Below are 19,360 nucleotides of genomic sequence, written 5' to 3'. Positions count from 1 at the left end.
TGACGAGACTAGGTGGGGTTCTCGTTCAAGGCAAGGCGCGGCGTTACACCGCGCGCAGAACCTCTGACAGGTCGGCGAGGGTTTCGATCAGTGCTGTTGCAAGTTGCCGTAGAGCTTGGCGTACAGACCGCCGTCGGCGATCAGTTGGCGATGGTCGCCGTCCTCGGCGATCTGCCCGCCGTCGAACACCAGCACGCGGTCCGCCTGTTTCACCGCCGACAGGCGATGGGCAATGATCAGCGTGGTGCGGCCATGGAGAAATTTCGCCATCGCCTGGTGCAGGTTGTACTCGGTGGCGGCATCGAGGGCCGAAGTGGCTTCGTCGAGAATGACTACTTTCGGCTCAGCGAGAATCATCCGCGCAATCGCCAGACGCTGGCGCTGACCTCCGGACAAACGCACGCCGGAGCGACCAACGATGCTATCGAGGCCAGCGGGCAGCGCTCGGATGGTCGCGGCCATTTGCGCAATTTCCAGCGCCTGCCAGCAGGCTTCGTCGCTGCGCATGCGGCCCATGGTCAGGTTGGCGCGCACGCTGTCGTTGAACAGCGCCGGATGCTGCAGCACCACCGCGACGTTCTCGCGCACGGTCTCCAGACCGATCTCCTGCTGGGTCGATCCGCCGAAGCGAATGGTCCCGGCCGCTGGCGTGTACAGACCCAGCAGCAACTGCACCAAGGTACTTTTGCCGCCGCCGCTGGCGCCGACGATCGCGACTTTTTCGCCGGGCAGGATCGACAGGTTCATCTGGTCCAGCACCAACTCGTCGCCATAACCGAAACTCAGGCCTTGTACCTCGATGCCGACGGTGTCGCGCCCCTTGAACGGATCGACGCCGCCGGGATACTGCGGCTCGTCGGCGCGCGCCAGCAGTTCATTGATCCGCGTCAGCGCGCCGCCCGCTGCGTAATAGGCGTATTGCAGATTGAGCAGCTGTTCGACCGGGCCAATCATGAACCAGAGGTAACTGAACACCGCGAGCATCTGCCCGATCGACAGGTCGGAAAACAGCACGGTGAGCATCGCCGCCGCGCGGAAGATGTCGATGCCGAACTGGAACAGCAAACCACTGGCGCGGTTCGAGGCGTCGGTTTTCCACTGCGAGTTGACTGCGTAGTTGCGCACTTCCTGCGCGCGCAAACCGAGGCGCCCGAGGAAATAGCCCTGGCGGTTGCCGGCGCGCACTTCCTGAATCGCATCGAGAGTTTCGCTCAGTGCCTGGGTGAAGCGCGAGGTGCTGTCGTTCTCGAGTTTTTTCAGGTGTTTGACGCGCTTGCCCAACTGCACCGTGGCGTATATCACCAACGGGTTGAACAGCAGAATCAGCAGCGCCAGCTTCCAGTGCATCCACATGAGGATGCTGGCGGTGCCGACCAGGGTCAGCATCGCGACGAGGAAGCGGCTGAGGGTTTCACCGACGAATTTGTCGAGGGTGTCCAGATCGGTGACCAGGTGCGTGGTCACCGTGCCGCTGCCGAGGCTTTCGTATTCGCCGAGGGAAATGCGTTTGAGCCGCTCGATCAGGCGCACGCGAATGCGGTAGACGATGTCCTTGGCCAGGCGCGCGAACAGCCGCGACTGCAACACGCCAAAACACAGGGCGCTGCAACGCAAGGTCAGGGTCACCACCAGCATCAGGCCGATATAACCCGCCGCCTGCTGCCACATGCTCGGCAGAAAATGGTTCATGACTTTCAGTGCGGCATCGCCGTGGCCGAGCAGCACTTCGTCGACCAGCAACGGCAGCAGCAACGGGATCGGCACGCTGCACAGCGTCGCCAGCACGGCTACGCCGTTGGCGATCCACAGGGATTTCTTGTGATGCAGTGCCAGACGCCGGACTTCAGCCCAGCTCAGCCGGTCGACACGCTCTACGGCTGGCGTGTCATCGACGCGGTCAGACACAGGCCGCGCGCTCCAGCCAGCGGCCGAGCAACGGCGACAGCTCGCTGAGCGGTTGATAGCCGTTGGTCAGCAGCGCCAGTTGCCCGTTGCGCTCGGCCAGCAGGGTCGGAAAACCGGCGATGCCCAGATCCTGTACCCAGGTGAAATCGGCTTGGGTCGCCTTGTGCTGATCGGCATGATCGAACAACGCCGCGAATTCAATACGCGGCACGCCGGCCTGCTCCGCCAGTTCGACCAGCACGCTGGCCTGGGTGACATCGCGACCTTCGGCGTAAAACGCCTGCTGGATCATCCCGACCAGTTTCCACGCGCAATCCGGCGCCAGACTGCGCGCGGTGACAATCGCGCGACAGGCAGGCTCGGTGTCGTAGACAAAACCGTCGGGCAACGCGCCATCGAACTTGAACGGCTGGCCGGTGGCCTCGGTGACCGCTTGCCAGTGCTCGAGAATATAGCGCCGCGTGGTCGGCTCCAGCGCCGAGCCGCTGCCGGTGCGCAAGCCGCCAACCACCAGATGCAGCTCGACCCCGGCTGCCTGCGCTTGCTCGACCAGTGCCTTGGCCACCGGAGCAAAACCCCAGCACCATGAACACATCGGATCCATCACATAGAGCAGGCGCGCAGACATGGTTAAGCCTCGGTGGATGCTTGCTTATAGTTGTAGCCGATCGGGTGCGGCTGGTTGCGCGCCTTGGCCAGTTCGATCTGCTTTTGCCGATCGATGGCGCTGCGCCGGGTTTTCTCGCTGAGCTTGTCCCAGCAGTGCGGGCAACTGATGCCGGCGACGTAGTGCTCGGAGGCGCGATCTTCAACGCTGACCGGCGTGCGGCAGGCATGACATTGATCGTAGTCGCCTTCCGTCAGGTCGTGACGCACGGTGACGCGGTTGTCGAAGACGAAGCAGTCGCCGCGCCACTTGGTTTCTTCCTGCGGCACCTCTTCGAGGTACTTCAGGATGCCACCCTTGAGGTGGTAAACCTCTTCGAAACCTTCGCCGAGCATGTAGCTCGAGGCTTTCTCGCAACGGATGCCGCCGGTGCAGAACATCGCGACCTTCTTGTGCACGGCCGGGTCGAAGTGTTCTTTGATGTAGTCGGGAAACTCGCGAAAACTGGTGGTTTTCGGATCGATGGCGCCTTCGAAGGTGCCGATCGACACTTCGTAATCGTTGCGCGTGTCGATCAGCAGCACTTCCGGGTCGCTGATCAGCGCGTTCCAGTCCTGCGGTTCGACGTAGGTGCCGACCTTCTTGTTCGGGTCGACGCCTTCGACGCCAAGGGTGACGATCTCTTTCTTCAGCTTGACCTTGGTGCGATAGAACGGCTGTTCGTCGCAGTACGATTCCTTGTGGTCGATGTCGACCATGCGCGGATCGTTCTTGAGCCAGGCGAGCAGGCCGTCGATGCCTTCGCGGCTGCCGGAAACCGTGCCGTTGATGCCTTCTTCGGCGATCAGCAGCGTGCCTTTGATGCCGTTGTCGACCATCGCTTGCAGCAGTGGCTCGCGCAGGTCAACGTAATCTTCGAGGGTGACGAACTTGTACAGTGCCGCCACGACAATCGGTTGTGTCATGGGTATTTCTCCAGGTGGCTACCCTCGCAAAGGGTGAACCGGATTCAAAAAAAACGCGCCGGCTAAGCGGCGCGTTGCGGATTCTAGCAAAAACATGATGTGTTTTGGATTTGCTCAGTCTTCTGTGACAACACAAAACCTGTGGCGAGGGGATTTATCCCCGTTGGGTGGCGAAGCAACCCTAAACCCATTCAGCCCCGTTCCTTCTGCCAGGACCGTGGTTACAGGGTTTACGACTGCTGCGCAGCCGAACGGGGCGGTGCGACGTTTCGCTAAATCCCCTCACCACAAAAATCCCGCCACATCCAAAATCAGTGCTTGCTACCGCCAGCACAGGTCGGCGACGCCGGGGCGCCGTCGATCTCTGCCCATTCCTGCGGGGTGTAGGTGTGCAGCGCCAACGCATGGAACTCGCCCATCAGCTCGCCGAGCGTGCCGTAGACTTTCTGGTGGCGCTTGACCCGGTTCAGGCCTTCGAACTGCGCGCTGACCACCACCGCCTTGTAGTGGGTCTGTGACCCGCGACTGTGCATGTGGCTTTCGTCGAGCACTTGCAGGTGCTCAGGCTGTAACAGGGCCAGCGTCGATTCGATGCGTTGTTGCATGGTCATCACGAACTCCGCTTACTTCTTCTTGGCTGGCGCCGCGGCCGGGGTCAGCTCTTTGGTCATGTCGTCGAGCAGCTTGTTGACCACTGGCACCGCGCTTTCCAGTTTGCCCTGGGTCATCTGCGCCGACTGCTGGGTCAGCTGCGGCATTTTTTCCAGGACTTTCTTGCCCAGTGGCGACTGGTAGAAGGCAACCAGATCTTTCAGCTCGGATTCGCTGAAGTTGCTGGTGTAGAGCTTGACCATGTCGGGCTTGAGCTTGTTCCAGCCGATGGCCTGGTCCAGCGCAGCGTTGGCCTTGGCCTGGTAGGTTTCGAGCACGGCTTTCTTCGACTCAGGCGCTTTGGTCTGTTCAAAGCGCTGGGCGAACATTTGCTGCACTTGCATGTACACCGGGGTACCCAGCTTGTCAGCGTGAGCCAGCGTCAGGAAAGCTTCGGCACTGGCGTTGTGGCTGGCGGTATCGGCAAGCACCTGGCCGCTGGCGCAAACCAGTGCAACCGCGGTACAGATGGCGCGAAGACGAGTCATCGAGTTTCCTTTAAGCAAAGCGAGGTCGAACCCCAAGGGCGACCATTCTGCGCCTAACAATCGCTATGGCTCAACCCCCGGCCCTTGCCGCGCTTGATTGGCGGGGTTTTGCGGTCAACAATCGAGCCGATGGAACCACCCGGGCCGACGCCGGCCTAAATTGCGCCAACAGACCAACAGGAGTGTGCACGATGAGCCGTATCGAAACCGACAGCCTGGGCCAGATCGAGGTCCCGGACGACGCTTACTGGGGTGCTCAGACGCAACGCTCGCTGATCAACTTCGCCATTGGTCAGGAACGCATGCCGCTACCGGTGCTGCACGCCCTGGCGCTGATCAAGAAAGCCGCCGCACGGGTCAACGACCGCAACGGCGACCTGCCTGCCGACATCGCCCGCCTGATCGAACAGGCCGCCGATGAAGTGCTCGCCGGCGAGCATGACGAGCAGTTCCCGCTGGTGGTCTGGCAGACCGGCAGCGGCACCCAGAGCAACATGAACGTCAACGAAGTGATCGCCGGTCGCGCCAACGAACTGGCCGGCAACCCGCGCGGCGGCAAGTCGCCGGTGCACCCGAACGATCACGTCAACCGCTCGCAAAGTTCCAACGACTGCTTCCCCACTGCCATGAGCATCGCCACCGCCAAAGCGGTGCAGGAACAACTGCTGCCGGCGATCGCCGAGCTGTCCGGCGGCCTCGCTGAACTGGCGGCGCGCCATATGAAGCTGGTGAAGACCGGACGCACGCACATGATGGACGCGACGCCGATCACCTTCGGTCAGGAACTGTCCGGTTTCATAGCGCAACTGGATTACGCCGAGCGCGCGATTCGTGCCGCGCTGCCGGCGGTCTGCGAACTCGCTCAGGGCGGTACCGCCGTCGGCACGGGGCTGAATTCGCCGCACGGTTTCGGTGAGGCGATTGCCGCCGAGCTCGCTGCACTGTCCGGTCTGCCGTTCGTCACCGCGCCGAACAAGTTCGCCGCGCTGGCCGGTCATGAGCCGCTGGTAACGCTGTCAGGTGCGCTGAAAACCCTCGCCGTGGCGCTGATGAAAATCGCCAACGACCTGCGTCTGCTGGGCTCAGGTCCTCGCGCTGGTTTCGCTGAAGTGAAGCTGCCGGCCAACGAACCGGGCAGCTCGATCATGCCCGGCAAGGTCAACCCGACCCAGTGCGAAGCGCTGTCGATGCTCGCCTGTCAGGTGCTCGGCAACGACGTGGCCATCGGTTTTGCCGCCAGTCAGGGGCACTTGCAGCTGAACGTGTTCAAACCGGTGATCATCCACAACCTGCTGCAATCGATCCGTCTGCTTGGTGATGGCTGCAGCAACTTCCAGCAGCACTGCATCGCCGGGCTCGAACCGGATGCCGAGGTCATGGCCAAGCATCTGGAACGTGGGCTTATGCTGGTGACCGCGCTGAACCCGCACATCGGTTATGACAAGTCGGCGGAGATCGCCAAGAAGGCCTACAGCGAAGGGCTGACTTTGCGTGAGGCTGCGTTGCAGCTGGGTTATCTGACTGATGAAGAGTTCGATGCCTGGGTGCGGCCGGAGAACATGATCGAGGCTGGCGCCAAGGGCTGAGTCATTTAGCGCCTGAAAATCCGTCTTCGCGAGCAGGCTCGCTCCCACAGGAAAATTGCATTGCAAAGTGGGAGCGAGCCTGCTCGCGAATTCAGGCGCCGCCGATCTTCAGCCAGGCACAGTCCTGGCCCGTCGCGCCCTGAGCCCGGCAATCAACGATGGCCCCAGCGCTACCAGCGCCGAGCCCAGCACCACCAGCACCGCCCCGCCATAGCCCAGCGCATTGATCTGCTCGGCATGCACGTAGTCCGGCCAGATCCGCGCCGCAATCGCCACCGCAACAAATGTCACCAGCGGCGTGATCGCCAATGTTGCGCTGACCCGCGATGCTTCCCAGTGCGCCAGTGCCTCGGCGAATGCGCCGTAGGCGATCAAGGTGTTCATGCAGCACGCCAGCAACAGCCAGCCCTGCAACGGGCTCAGGTTCAGCGCTTCAAGCGGATGCACCCACGGCGTCAGCAATAGCCCGCAGAACAGATAGATCACCATCATCACCTGCAACGAATTCCACACCGTCAGCAATTGCTTCTGGCCCAGCGCATAGAAGGTCCAGACCGTCGACGCCAGCAGCACCAAGAGCACGCCGGCGGTGTAGTCGGACAGCGAAGTCAGCAGCTCGGCCAGGCGCTGATTGAAGAACAGGCCAAAGCCGATCAGCAACACCAGCAAGCCGATGCCCTGGCCGATGCTGAAGCGCTCCTTGAACACGAACAGACTGGCGATCAGCAGCATGATCGGGCCCATTTGCACCACCAATTGCGCGGTGCCGGGGCTGAGCAGGTTGAGGCCCATCAGGTACAACACGTAATTGCCGACCAGCCCCAGTACCGCCATCAGCACCAGCCAGCCACCCTTCGGCCCGAGCACCTTGCGACTTGGCAGGCGCTTGACCGACGCCAGATAGATGAACAGGCAGCCACCGGACACCATCAGGCGAAACCAGGTCACCGTGACCGGGTCCATCACCTGCAATACCTGTTTGAGCTTGATCGGCAGGATGCCCCACAGAAACGCGGTCAGCAGCGCCAGGAACAGTCCGTACACCCAGCGCCCCGATGAAATGTGCATGCGAACCCCAAAAGCCTGCTGACAAGAGCACTCATTCTAGGCGTCCGGCTGCGCACAACACAGGGACAGTTGCCGGCAGGCCGCGAATGAAACTGTGCAGGTCGCAGCAGTAAACCGGCACGCCGCCGTTGATCGGCCGGGCAGGCGCGCCAAGTGCTTCAGGCATAAGCTGATTGCAGACTTTTCAACGCATTGATCAGGGAGACCGACATGTACGCCATGCGCGCCGAGGACAGCGCCCCCGCCACCCGTTTTCGCAGCGACCGCGTGTGTCGGGTCAATGGCGAGCTGTATTTCAGCACCCGGGAAAATACCCTCGAAGGGCCGTATGACAGTCAGGTGATCGAGCGGGAGATTCAGGCTTATATAGCGCGGATGCAGCGGCAGGGTTCCAGCCGCTGAACCGTGGCGCGCCTTCGCGAGCAGGCTCGCTCCCACAGGGGAATGCGATCACCTGTGGGAGCGAGCCTGCTCGCGAAGGGGCCTGAACAGGCAACCAATCCTTTAGCGCACCGCCTCAAACAACCCGCTCGCCCCCATCCCGCCACCCACGCACATGGTGACGATGCCGTAACGCAAATTGCGCCGCTGCAATTCCCGAATCAGATGCCCGACCTGACGCGAGCCGGTCATGCCGAACGGGTGGCCGAAGGAAATCGAGCCGCCGTTGACGTTGTATTTGTCGTTGTCGATCTCCAGCCGGTCGCGGCTGTACAGGCACTGCGAAGCGAACGCCTCGTTCAATTCCCACAGATCGATATCCGCCACTTGCAAACCCTTGGCCTTGAGCAGTTTCGGCACCGAGAACACCGGGCCGATGCCCATTTCGTCCGGCTCGCAGCCGGCGACGGTGAAACCACGGAAAAACGCTTTCGGTTTGAGCCCCAACTCCAGCGCTTTATCCAGACTCATCACCAGTGTCATCGAGGCACCGTCGGACAGCTGCGAGGAATTGCCCGCCGTCACCGAACCGTCGTCGGCGAACACCGGTTTCAAACCGGCAAGGCTTTCGTAGGTGGTGTCCGGGCGGTTGCAGTCGTCGCGCTCGACGACGCCGTCGACAATCTGCACTTCACCGCTGTTCTTGTCCTCGACGCGGTATTTCACCGCCATCGGCACGATTTCATCATCGAACAGACCGGCAGCCTGGGCCTGGGCCGTACGCATCTGGCTTTGCAGCGCATAACGATCCTGGGCCTCGCGGCTGACGCCGTAACGGCGCGCCACCACTTCGGCGGTCTGGCCCATGGTGTAGTAGATGCCGGGAGTCTGTTGCTTGAGCAGCGGGTTGATCAGGTGATCGGTGTTGACGCTTTTCAGGGTCAGGCTGATCGACTCGACGCCGCCGGCAACGATGATGTCGCTGCAACCGGAGGCGATCTGGTTGGCGGCAATCGCAATGGCCTGCAAGCCCGAGGAGCAGAAACGGTTGAGGGTCATGCCGGCGGTGCCGGTGCCCAGGCGCGACAGCACCGCGACGTTGCGGCCGATATTGTAGCCCTGCGCGCCCTCGTTGGAGCCGGCGCCAACGATGCAGTCCTCGACGCTGGCCGGGTCGATATCGTTGCGGGTCAGCAGGGCATTGACGCAGTGGGCCGCCATGTCATCGGGGCGGGTCTGGTTGAACTTGCCGCGAAAGGATTTGGCCAGGCCGGTCCGCACGCTGTCGACGATCACCACTTCACGCATGGCATACCTCATTGTTGTTGTCGGTTGAGAGTGGACCTGAGCATAAGTCCACCTTCTTGCCGACCGCGAGGATCATTCACCCGGCGTATGCGCGGCCATCGCCTCAGTCCTTGTGCTTCTTGGCCTTCTTGTCGGATTTCTCGAACGCGTCTTCCAGCGCGCGGTTGATGGTGCGCAACACTTTCACCCGCGCCCAGCGTTTGTCGTTGGCCTCGACCAGCGTCCACGGCGCGATCTCGGTGCTGGTGCGATCGACCATGTCGCCGACCGCCCGGCGATAGTCGTCCCACTTTTCCCGATTGCGCCAGTCGTCCTCGGTAATCTTGAAGCGCTTGAAGGAAATCTCTTCGCGCTCCTGAAAGCGCTCCATCTGCGTGTCCTTGTCGATAGCCAGCCAGAACTTGACGACGATGACGCCGGCATCGGCCAGTTGCTCTTCGAAGTCATTGATTTCGCCATAGGCGCGCAGCCAGTCGGCCGGGGTGCAGAAGCCTTCGATCCGCTCGACCAGCACCCGCCCGTACCAGGAGCGGTCGAATACGGTGAATTTGCCCCGCGCCGGAAGGTGTCGCCAGAACCGCCACAGGTAGGGTTGCGCGCGCTCTTCTTCGGTGGGCGCGGCGATCGGCACGATGCTGTACTGACGCGGATCGAGCGCGGCTGCCACGCGGCGAATCGCCCCGCCCTTGCCCGCCGCGTCGTTACCCTCGAACACCGCCACCAGCGCATGGCGGCGCATGCGTTTGTCGCGCATCAGCCCGGACAGACGCGCCTGTTCGGTGATCAGTTGTTCTTCATAGTCTTTCTTGTCCAGACGCTGGGTCAGGTCAAGGCTGTCGAGCAGGTTCAACTGATCGACCGGCGTGCCCAGCGGCGCGGCACTGACTTCGTGGGGATTGACGTCGGCGCGCTTGAGCGCACTTTGCAGGCCTTCGAGGAGAATCTTGCCCACCGCCAGGCTGCGGTAATTGGCATCGACGCCTTCGATGACATGCCACGGCGCGTAATCGCGGCTGGTGCGGCGCAACACCCGCTCGCCGTATTTGACGAACTTGTCGTAGGTCTGCGACTGCTGCCAGTCCAGCGGACTGATGCGCCAGCTGTGCAACGGGTCGTCGGCCAGCGATTTGAGCCGCGCTTTCATCTGCTTCTTGGACAGGTGAAACCAGAACTTGAAGATCAGTGCGCCTTCATCGCAGAGCATTTTTTCCAGACGCTCGGCGCCGGCGATGGCCTGATCCAGACGCGGATCCTTGAACAGTCCGTGCACCCGGCCCTGGAGCATCTGGCTGTACCAGTTGCCGAAGAAAACGCCCATCCGCCCCTTGGCCGGCAGCATGCGCCAGTAGCGCCACGCCGGTGGCCGCGCGAGTTCTTCATCGGTCTGCTGGTCGAAGGTGCGCACTTCGATCAGGCGCGGGTCCATCCATTCATTGAGCAGCTTGACCGTCTCGCCCTTGCCCGCCCCTTCGATGCCGTTGATCAGGATGATCACCGGAAAGCGCTTCTGCTGCTGCAACTCGAACTGCGCTTCCAGCAAGGCTTCACGCAGCGCAGGGACCGCCGCCTCATAAGTGTCTTTGTCGATGGCGTGACCGATTTCAGCGGATTCAAACATGGGACGGCTCCTTCCAGGGTTCAGCAAGACTAGCGGATGATTGCAGCACCTGAACAGATCGCAGTCTTCGGCAGCTCCAAATGCGTTTCCCTGTAGGAGCTGCCGAAGGCTGCGATCTTTTGAAATTTTCCCTGACACGCCCAAATCCCGTCTTGTGCTGGATCAGGCAGCTCGCGCGTGATCGGCTAGAATGGCCGCCTTGTGTTTGCCGAGCCTGCCATGAAAGCCGAAATGCCCCACGCCCAACTCGACTGGGACGATCAGGGACGCCCACGATCGCGGGTGTTCGATGACGTGTACTTTTCCGACCAATCGGGGCTGGAGGAAACCCGTTACGTGTTTCTTGAGCAGAACCGTTTGGCCGAACGCTTCGCTGCGCTGCCGGCGGATGGACGTCTGGTCATTGGCGAAACCGGCTTCGGCACCGGACTGAATTTTCTCTGTGCCTGGCAGCTGTTCGAACAACACGCAGTGGCCGGCGCGCGCTTGCATTTTGTCAGCGTCGAGAAGTACCCGCTGGCGCCTGCGGATCTGCGTCGGGCCTTGGCGCTGTGGCCGGAACTCAAGCCGTTGGCGGATCAGTTGCTGAGGCATTACGTGGCGATTCATCAAGGCTTTCAGCGCATTACTTTGGCCGAAGGTCGAGTGACGCTGACCTTGCTGATCGGCGATGCGCTGGAGCAACTGCCGCAACTCGATGCACAGATCGACGCATGGTTCCTCGATGGTTTCGCTCCGGCGAAAAACCCGGACATGTGGACTGCCGAGCTGTTCGTCGAACTGGCGCGCCTGGCTGCGCCGGGCTCGACCATCAGCACCTTCACCAGCACCGGTTGGGTCCGCCGTCTGCTCAACGCTGCCGGGTTCAAGATGAAGCGCACACCGGGCATCGGCCACAAGTGGGAAATCCTGCGTGGCGAGTTCCTCGGCTGGCCCGCCGAGGTGGCTGCGCCAGTGCCGGCGAAACCCTGGTTCGCCCGCCCTGCTCCGTTGCGCGGTGAGCGCCGGGCGCTGGTGATCGGCGCCGGCCTGGCCGGCTGCGCGACGGCGTCGAGTCTGGCGGCGCGCGGCTGGCAAGTGAGTCTGCTGGAGCGTCACGCGGCCGTCGCGCAAGAAGCCTCGGGCAACCCGCAGGGCGTGCTCTATCTCAAGCTGTCCGCCCATGGCACTGCCTTGTCGCAGTTGATCGTCAGCGGCTTCGGTTACACCCGGCGCCTGCTGGAAAGCCTGCAACGCGGCAGCGACTGGGATGACTGCGGCGTGCTGCAACTGGCGTTCAATGCCAAGGAAGCCGAGCGCCACGGGCAACTGGCGGCGGCGTTTCCTGAAGATCTTTTGCAGTGGCTGGAGCAACCTGAAGCCCAGGCCCGCGCCGGTGTCCGCGTGGCCCACGGCGGCTTGTTCTACCCCGAAGGCGGCTGGGTGCATCCGCCGGCGTTGTGTCAGGCCCAGGCGACCCACACCAACATTGAGTTGCTCAGCCATCACGAAGCTTTGGAACTGCGCAAAGTCGCAGACCTGTGGCAAGCCTTCGACGGCGAACGTTTGCTCGCCAGTGCGCCGGTGGTGATCCTGGCCGGAGCCGCCGAAATCAAACGTTTTGCCCAGAGTGCAGAATTGCCGCTCAAGCGTATTCGCGGGCAGATCACGCGTCTGGCTGAGACTGCAGACAGTCGTGCGCTGGCCACCGTGGTGTGCGCCGAGGGCTACGTCGCCCCGGCGCGTCTGGGCGAGCACACGCTGGGCGCCAGTTTCGACTTCAACAGCGACGACCTGACGCCCACGAGTGCCGAGCACCAAGGCAATCTGGCGATGCTCGAAGAAATTTCCAGCGACCTGCTGACCCGCCTCAACACCAACGAGCAGCCACTGGAGAATCTTGAGGGCCGCGCCGCCTTCCGCTGCACCAGCCCCGATTACCTGCCGATTGTCGGTCCGCTCGCTGATCTGCAAACCTTCAATCAAACCTACGCAGCGTTGAGCAAAGACGCCCGGCAAGTGCCGGACCTCGCCTGCCCGTGGCTCGACGGTCTGTACGTCAACAGCGGCCACGGTTCTCGCGGACTGATCACCGCGCCGCTGTCCGGCGAGCTGCTCGCCGCGTGGCTGGACAACGAGCCGCTGCCGTTGCCGCGCAGCGTAGCCGAAGCCTGTCATCCCAACCGTTTCGCGTTAAGGCAGTTGATTCGCGGCAAGTGAATTTCACGTATCGGGCATTTCGCAGATGCCCAGATCCATCAGCCGTATCGCGTCTTCCGTCAGGCTCTTGAACAGCACGTCTTCAGCCTGGTCCTTTTCCAGCTTGAGTGCCTGGTTCTGACTTAAATAATCGCCAGAGGGCAGCGTATCCTTCTTGTCGAACAGTGCGCTCATTTGCGGGTCGTACGCGTCATCGATCAACGCAAACTTGCGGACAAATGTGCGTCGCAGATAGTCACGCCAGAACGTGCGCCCCTGCATGTAATCCAGCCATTGCGGGGAAAGTTCGGCAGTCATCACGCGATTTCTGGCGACCTCAAGATCAGCGGCTGTCACGCCACTCTGGGCATCGAACAGCATACCTTTCGGTTGACCGCGCAGCCCCAGCTCATCGGTCAGACCGATGCGATAAGCAAGGTTCATTTCCAGCGCATCAACCTCTGGAGCCCGGAGCGAATGCTCCCGGGCGATTTCTTCCAGCCTGTCCAGCCTGAACAGACTGCGACCCAGTTCCAACAGAGCCTTGGCTGTTACCCTGCGACCACTTGCGGCGCTGCTTACCCGCTCCACTTCTACTGCGACTTCAAGGCGACTGAAGACAAGCGCCGCGTTATCGGTGCAATGAAGCGGATCGGCCGCGATGTCGAGCAGTTGACGACCCAGTGGCTCGTCAGCTTCCGCCGCCTTCAGTACCGCCCAGACGCGTCGCTGCATGTCAGCGCTGCCCAGTTTGCCGTCCGCCGTATCACCCAGTTGCGCCAGCAAAGTGAACAAGCCATCGGCCGTCTGATCGCTACGCAATGCCGCCCAGATGCGCGACTGCTCTGCCCACTCTTCGCCACTGACCTTGGTCAACCAGAGCGAGCGCGCCGTTTGCTCGTTCATCCGTGCGATGTCATCGGGGAGGTAGTCCATACCGATGCCGAAATTATCGCGATAGTTTTCCAGATGCGTTTTGCTGCGTTCGGAAAAAGGATTCAGTCCCAGCTTGAGTGCGCTGGTGAAATGGCGTGTTTTCTGGAATAACCAGTCGGGCAGCTCTTTGATTTTATTCCCGGTCAGGTTCATCAATTCAATGTGGACGGAATTGGACAGGCCTTCTGGCAGTTCCGTGATGCCGGTTTCTTGCAGGGACAAGCGGCGCAGTTGCGTCATTTGACTGAAATCCGGGGTGGCGCCCAACGGATTCTTGTCCAGATTCAGGTAGCGCAACGTGCTCAGCCTGTTCAGCTTCGCCAGTGTCTGCTCGGTGAGCTTGAGCTGATTGTTTGCCAGGCTCAGCCGTTGCAGACGCGGCATGTGCGACAACACTTCAGGCAACCGGGTGATCGTGTTGCTGCCCAGTTCCAGTAGCTCGAGCTGTTTGAAGGACTTGAGGAAGTGCGCGACATCATCACCCAGCGCCATGTTGCGCATCGACAATTGCTCTATGTGGTCGAAGCTCACCGACGGCGGCAATGTTGGCACCTTACCGATGCGCATGCCGTCAAGATCGAGGGTACAGAGGTTCTTTCCCTCCTCGTTGGCGGCCCAATGAAAGCGTCGAAACGCTTCCTCGATCAGCTCGGCAGCCATTTTCCGACTGTGCCGCGCTTCGGCCAGATCGCCCCCCATGGCTTGCAGCGCGGCGCCATCTTCACTCCAGACAAACAGCGCGTCACGCAGGGTTTGCAGATCCTGACGCAGGGCTTTGATCCGGGTCGCACGGCTCAACGGATCATCACCCAGTTCGTTGAGCAATTGATTGAGCTGCGGCTCGCTCAGACGCGGATAAAGCCTGCGGACTTTGCGCAGCAGTTTGCGTGAATGGCCAGCCACGGGGACCTGATCGCCTTGCACACAGGCCGGCTCGACGGGAAGTGACTCCGTACTGCCGCCGCGCAATGCCCGCGCAGTGAACTCGCGTTCGTCGAGGGCAACGTTGAGCAGCTTTTTGCGTAACTGTTGCGTACTGACCTGTCCGGTATCGGCAAACCCGAGTGCTGCCCGCTGACGTGGCGGCAATGCCTTGAGGATGGCCATGTACAAAGCGTCGGGGCCGGATGCCACCTTGCCCAAGGATTTTTTGTCGCCGCCAAACGCCTCATAGCCCTGCGTGGTTTTCACCAGATAACCGGTATTTTCCGAAGTCGCCGACGCATCGCCGATGTCTTCGAGGATCGGTCCGGTCAAGGCCTTGTCGCGCATTTGCAGACGCAGCTGCGCGTTCCAGCCGCTCAGGCGCGGCAGTAATTTCATGGCCAGGCTGTCGGTGTCAGCATTGGCCAGCCACGACCAGTGCAACCCGCTCAGCGCCCGGTCAAGCCGCACCTCGGCAACACCGGCCCGCGTCCGCTGCCCCAGCCGCAAGGGCGCGCTCCCGGTCGAGCGCAAGTGCAGGCGCTCGACAGTCGAGGCACGGTCGATCAGCCTTTGACCATGGCGCGCCGGAATGTCGGCGAAGACCTGGCGTAATTTGCCCAGGTCCTGCGCGTCACTGTGGTCATAGCGCTTGTACATCCGCTCGAACGCCGCGCGGTAATCGGACTTGAGCGCAGCACCGAGTTTTTTCGCCAGCGCAGGTGCTTGCGTGCTTTTTGCGACTTTGCCGCCGAGCAAGGCCTCGACTTCATGCTCGTAAAGACCATCGATGACGGTTTGCAGCAAGCGCCCGAGTGCCAACTGACCTTGGGTGACCGGCACTCCCAAGGTATCGTCGAGCGTGGTGTTTGCTGGGTAAGTGGTTTCGACGTCTCCCTCATGACCGATCACCTCAAGGTACCGGTCAGTCGGCCAGCCCGGCAGTTTCGTCAAGGCATGCATCTGTTCTTCAAGAGGCTGCTCGGAGTGGATCTCGCCGTTTTCCAGTTCCGTGGTCAACTCACGAAACTGGCGCTCGATGCGCACGCGCTCGACGGTATCGCGCAGGCGTACAGGCAGGCTCAGATTGTCGTTGAAGGTTTCCAGCAAGGTCTGCTGCGAGGTGTTGCTCAGCCGGCGAAGGATATCCAGATCGCTGTCAGCAAATTCGCTCAACTGCGGATCGATGCGCTTGAGCGTGTAGGCGCTGCTGCCCCATTCTTCGGGCTCTTCAGCGGGTAAGCGCCAGCCACCCTCGACGTGGCGGATCAGTTCCGGAGCATAGGCTTGGGCGCGTGCGGGGTGTTCCAGGCGCCAGTGCTGAGTGTCGATATCAAAGTTGCCAGCCAACAGGCGATGCTCGAGGCGGCCGATGGTCTTGTTGCCGATCTGGTAGAACTCCTTTGAACCGGCACCGATGGTGAATCCGGCCGGCAAAGCATGCTCGTACGGGCTCAAATCAGGCTTCCACAGGCGCGGCTTGCCTGCCCGATCAAGAATCGCGGTGAACTGCGCGAAGAACTCCGGATGCGCACGCAGGAGCTTTTTGCCCAGTGTTCCCAGCGCCTTCTGAGCGCCGGCAAAAACGCCCATCAATGCGATGTTCTCTACCACACTGAGCAGATGTGACAGCGCCTCTTGATGATCACCACGGCGCCAGTCCTCGACGCCGTCGTACACTTCACCGAGCAACTGCCCGACCGCGACGCCCATCATCAATTGTCCCAGGACCGGCACGAACAGCCCTGCCACCGACGCCACGGTCACCCCGCGTTGAATGAAATCCAACAGACGTTTCTGTCGGATCTCTTCATCGATATCAGCGGTTGGCACCGCCAGTTTGCGCGCGTCGATCTGCAATTTTCCGACATGGCTTTGCACCATGAAATCGAAAAGCGGCACATCGATCGGCCAATGCTCGACGACGCCCAGGTCAGGCTTTTCAGCTAACGCCTTGAAGAAGTCCGCCTTGTCATCTTCATCCAGGCTGCCGGCGAAATACCCCTGATATTCCGTGCTTTTGAGTTGTTGCGCGAGGTAGCGCTTGAACGCGTTGAAACTCGGGTACTCATACACGGCGCGCTCGGGCTCGCCGGGCATATACACCATGCATCCATCCTCAGGGTGCTGTTCCACGGAGCGTTTGGAAAATACGACGACGCCCCAAACGCAGCTGTCGAGGATTCTGACGCCCTGCATGATCATCGGGTCTTTGCCGTAGCGCAGGTTTTGCGCCGAAGCGACGCCCTCGGCCAGCATCAGATCCTGCAGCATGCGCAAACCTGCCGCGGTGATATCGCCCTTGAGCTGCGCAAGATGAGCGTCCAGCTCCAGCAGCGATTGCTTCAATGCGGCGATATCGCGAGTCATGGCACTGGTGGCTACGACTTTGCCGCAGTCATCACGCAGACCGAACACTTGCTGCAGATGCTCCTGGTATTTCTTGCCCAGATCCAGCTTGCGGCACAACGCTGCGAACGCTGCCGGCGTCAGATCTTTCACGCCAGCGGGCACACTTTTGACGCGCACCAGACTGCCGGCGGGGAAACCATCGGCCTGCTCCTCGTCTTCGGTGAAATTCTGCATGGCTGCTTGCAACAGGGTCTGCGTCGCGTGTTCGACCAAGTCGATATCGGCCTGATCCGTCGCCTTCCCATCGCAGCCGCAATCGACGCCCGGCAGACTGAGCACATCCTCGCCCACGTCATAGGACGCTGGCCATTTCTCGTTCAGCGCGGCGTTGAGTTCGCTGATGCAGAAGCTGTGCAATGGTTTGAGCCGGGTCAGATCCTTGTCGACTTTTACTTGCAGGGTGTGCAATTCACGATTGATTTCATCCAGCTTGTTCAGCGTGGCCGCAGAAGCCGTGAGCAGATACGCCGGCAAGCTTTTTTCCAGGCTTTCAGCGGTATCGAGATCACCGGTAGCGTCGTACAGGGTGCTCAGGACCGAGTCCTGAGTCTGCGGATGGGTCTTGTCTTGGCTGGGCATGGCAATAGTCCTTTATTGCGATTCGAACCCTCGACTCTAGCGGTACCGGACGGCCAGTAACAGTTCAAATTCCTGCGCAGAATCCGCGCAGATCAAACGTGTTTTTGTATGGAAAAAATAGCCCTGCATCACACGGCAAGCCCCAACCGTACTGGCATTCAGCGCAACCCGTATACCCGGCTGTTCAGAGACATCAGGGAGCGTCGACAGCTGCCAGGGTTGGATAGTGGCATTTTAAAATGCAACATCGTCCATTTAGAGCGGCGCTAAGGTAGAATTGCGGCCATACACTCAATGGACAGCTGCGATGTTGCAACCTAACAAAAAAAGCGGAAATATACCGGCGCTTACCGGACTGAGGTTCTTCGCGGCCCTGATGGTTTTTTTCTCTCACTTCCCGATCAAAACGCAAAATCAAAATATTTTACTACTGCAAACTTCCGGATTTAATGGCGTTACTTTTTTCTTCGTTCTCTCAGGCTTTATAATTGCGTACAACTATCTGGAGCGATTTGAGTCACGGCCATTGCAATCAACACCACGCTTCTTGCTTTCAAGATTCGCCAGGATATATCCGCTGTACGCTCTTATAATAATTTTTTCCTGGATGAATTCGGGTGGCTCCATTCCAATCGCGCCGTACCTCACCGCAACTCAGGCATGGAGTGGAGATCTGTTTGTCGCTATGGGGCTAAACAGCCCGTCATGGAGCATCAGCGTCGAGGTGTTCCTGTACTTATTGTTTCCGTTTCTGATTCCAGCACTTAAAGCAGTTGGAATTTCCACCGACCGATACAAACTGATGATAGCCGCGACGCTCATAGTTGTCGCTCAAATCGCTATTGCAATCTACTTTTCAGCACCTGAGCGCGCCGGTCTCGTGGCCACCGAACCAGGATCTTCGCATCGCTGGCTATACCGAGGGCCGGCGTACAGATCTCTCGACTTTATGCTGGGAATACTCGCGGCGATTTATTATCAGCGTTTTTTCAAACCGACACGAACAACCAATTACATGTGGAGCGCGCTAACTTACGCATGTATCGCTTATATATTCACACTGGCAACTTCTTTGACCGTTGCCGGCAGTGCTTTCAAGTGGGACGCCGCTTACGCTGTCCCGTACACGTTACTCATACTGAGTATCGTCATCTCCAACAAAACCCACGTAGCCCGATTCCTTTCCGGGGAAAAGATCGTTCTACTAGGCGAAGCATCGTACGCCTTGTATTTGATCCATGTTCTCCTTGGTGCGATGTACATACCTCATACTGGTGAATCGATGTTTTTTGTCATACTTCACCAGGCTTTATTTCTAGGAGGTGTCATCAGCATATCCGTCGGCCTGCATCTGTGCATTGAAAAGCCTTGCCAACAGATGATTCTCAAACTGTTTAGAAAAAAAGATCTCAGCCGATACATGCCACCCTCAGATACGATCCCGACAACGAAGTCGATCAACGCAAAATGACATTTCCGGGGCTGTATCCAACGGCCCCACGGCGGTCGTTCGCTGGGTCCGGGAGTACGGCCATTTTCGCTCCCGCGTGGTCGCAACCGAAGGGGACGGACGCGTCGCGGGAAGTTTTATTGAACGATCGCGCTCTGCAGGTACTCGAAAAAGCCAGACCTACTACGGCGGCGCGCTCTGATGACGTTTTCGCGCCGAAAGGTTCGGGTGATAGATCAGAGCTGCACATCCGTTCCGAAACAGGGGCCAAGCGCCACTGGTTGAAGGGGCTGCGGCAGGCGAA

13 protein-coding genes are annotated in these 19,360 nt (G+C 60.4%); 4 read left to right on the top strand and 9 right to left on the bottom strand.

Going from position 1 to position 19,360, the window contains the following annotated elements:
- Positions 1–87: 87 nt before the first annotated feature.
- The 5 genes from AB4N47_RS04520 to AB4N47_RS04500 form a co-directional block, all read right to left on the bottom strand.
- Positions 88–1,905: an ABC transporter ATP-binding protein gene (locus AB4N47_RS04520; RefSeq protein WP_341639337.1), complete on the bottom strand. Its 1,818-nt coding sequence runs from the start codon at positions 1,903–1,905 to the stop codon at positions 88–90.
- Positions 1,898–2,500, bottom strand: coding sequence for a DsbA family protein (locus AB4N47_RS04515; protein ID WP_323165124.1), 603 nt, complete (start codon positions 2,498–2,500; stop codon positions 1,898–1,900). Before AB4N47_RS04515 ends, AB4N47_RS04520 begins: the two co-directional genes overlap by 8 nt.
- Positions 2,501–2,535: 35 nt before the next feature.
- A complete protein-coding gene (gene trhO / locus AB4N47_RS04510) occupies positions 2,536–3,477 on the bottom strand; it encodes an oxygen-dependent tRNA uridine(34) hydroxylase TrhO (RefSeq protein WP_016770934.1) in 942 nt (313 codons plus the stop codon).
- A 311-nt stretch (positions 3,478–3,788) separates the two neighbouring features.
- Positions 3,789–4,088 (bottom strand): BolA family protein, encoded by a 300-nt coding sequence (locus AB4N47_RS04505; RefSeq protein WP_016770935.1) that lies wholly within the window; start codon positions 4,086–4,088, stop codon positions 3,789–3,791.
- A gap of 12 nt (positions 4,089–4,100) precedes the next feature.
- On the bottom strand, positions 4,101–4,616 hold the full coding sequence (locus tag AB4N47_RS04500; RefSeq protein ID WP_016770936.1) for a DUF2059 domain-containing protein: 516 nt from the start codon (positions 4,614–4,616) through the stop codon (positions 4,101–4,103).
- 191 nt (positions 4,617–4,807) lie between these two features.
- Here AB4N47_RS04500 and AB4N47_RS04495 point away from each other — a divergent pair, with 191 nt between their 5' ends.
- Positions 4,808–6,202, top strand: coding sequence for a class II fumarate hydratase (locus AB4N47_RS04495; protein ID WP_016770937.1), 1,395 nt, complete (start codon positions 4,808–4,810; stop codon positions 6,200–6,202).
- 108 nt (positions 6,203–6,310) lie between these two features.
- Here the strand turns inward: AB4N47_RS04495 and AB4N47_RS04490 are convergent, their stop codons facing one another.
- Positions 6,311–7,270 (bottom strand): DMT family transporter, encoded by a 960-nt coding sequence (locus AB4N47_RS04490; RefSeq protein WP_341639336.1) that lies wholly within the window; start codon positions 7,268–7,270, stop codon positions 6,311–6,313.
- 210 nt (positions 7,271–7,480) lie between these two features.
- Between AB4N47_RS04490 and AB4N47_RS04485 the strand changes: the two genes are divergently transcribed.
- Positions 7,481–7,672: a DUF6316 family protein gene (locus AB4N47_RS04485; RefSeq protein ID WP_122603652.1), complete on the top strand. Its 192-nt coding sequence runs from the start codon at positions 7,481–7,483 to the stop codon at positions 7,670–7,672.
- A gap of 102 nt (positions 7,673–7,774) precedes the next feature.
- On the opposite strand, the gene AB4N47_RS04480 is transcribed toward AB4N47_RS04485, so the two are convergent.
- Both AB4N47_RS04480 and pap read right to left on the bottom strand, forming a co-directional pair.
- On the bottom strand, positions 7,775–8,959 hold the full coding sequence (locus tag AB4N47_RS04480) for a thiolase family protein (RefSeq protein ID WP_341639335.1): 1,185 nt from the start codon (positions 8,957–8,959) through the stop codon (positions 7,775–7,777).
- Between the two features lie 103 nt (positions 8,960–9,062).
- A complete protein-coding gene (gene pap / locus AB4N47_RS04475) occupies positions 9,063–10,577 on the bottom strand; it encodes a polyphosphate:AMP phosphotransferase (RefSeq protein ID WP_016770941.1) in 1,515 nt (504 codons plus the stop codon).
- A gap of 219 nt (positions 10,578–10,796) precedes the next feature.
- Between pap and mnmC the strand changes: the two genes are divergently transcribed.
- Positions 10,797–12,776, top strand: coding sequence for a bifunctional tRNA (5-methylaminomethyl-2-thiouridine)(34)-methyltransferase MnmC2/FAD-dependent 5-carboxymethylaminomethyl-2-thiouridine(34) oxidoreductase MnmC1 (mnmC, locus tag AB4N47_RS04470; RefSeq protein WP_341639334.1), 1,980 nt, complete (start codon positions 10,797–10,799; stop codon positions 12,774–12,776).
- 3 nt (positions 12,777–12,779) lie between these two features.
- Here mnmC and AB4N47_RS04465 read toward each other — a convergent pair whose 3' ends face one another.
- Positions 12,780–17,606, bottom strand: a complete 4,827-nt coding sequence (locus tag AB4N47_RS04465) for an NEL-type E3 ubiquitin ligase domain-containing protein (protein ID WP_341639333.1) — start codon at positions 17,604–17,606, stop codon at positions 12,780–12,782.
- A 307-nt stretch (positions 17,607–17,913) separates the two neighbouring features.
- On the opposite strand from AB4N47_RS04465, the gene AB4N47_RS04460 reads away from it, so the two are divergent.
- Positions 17,914–19,077 carry an acyltransferase family protein gene (locus tag AB4N47_RS04460; RefSeq protein ID WP_341639332.1) on the top strand — a complete coding sequence of 388 codons (1,164 nt, stop codon included), beginning with the start codon at positions 17,914–17,916 and terminating at the stop codon, positions 19,075–19,077.
- Positions 19,078–19,360 lie beyond the last annotated feature (283 nt).

Source organism: Pseudomonas sp. S3_G06 (assembly GCF_054667565.1).
The sequence above is the reverse complement of the archived record's forward strand: the minus strand, read 5'-3'. Positions and strand labels throughout refer to the sequence as shown.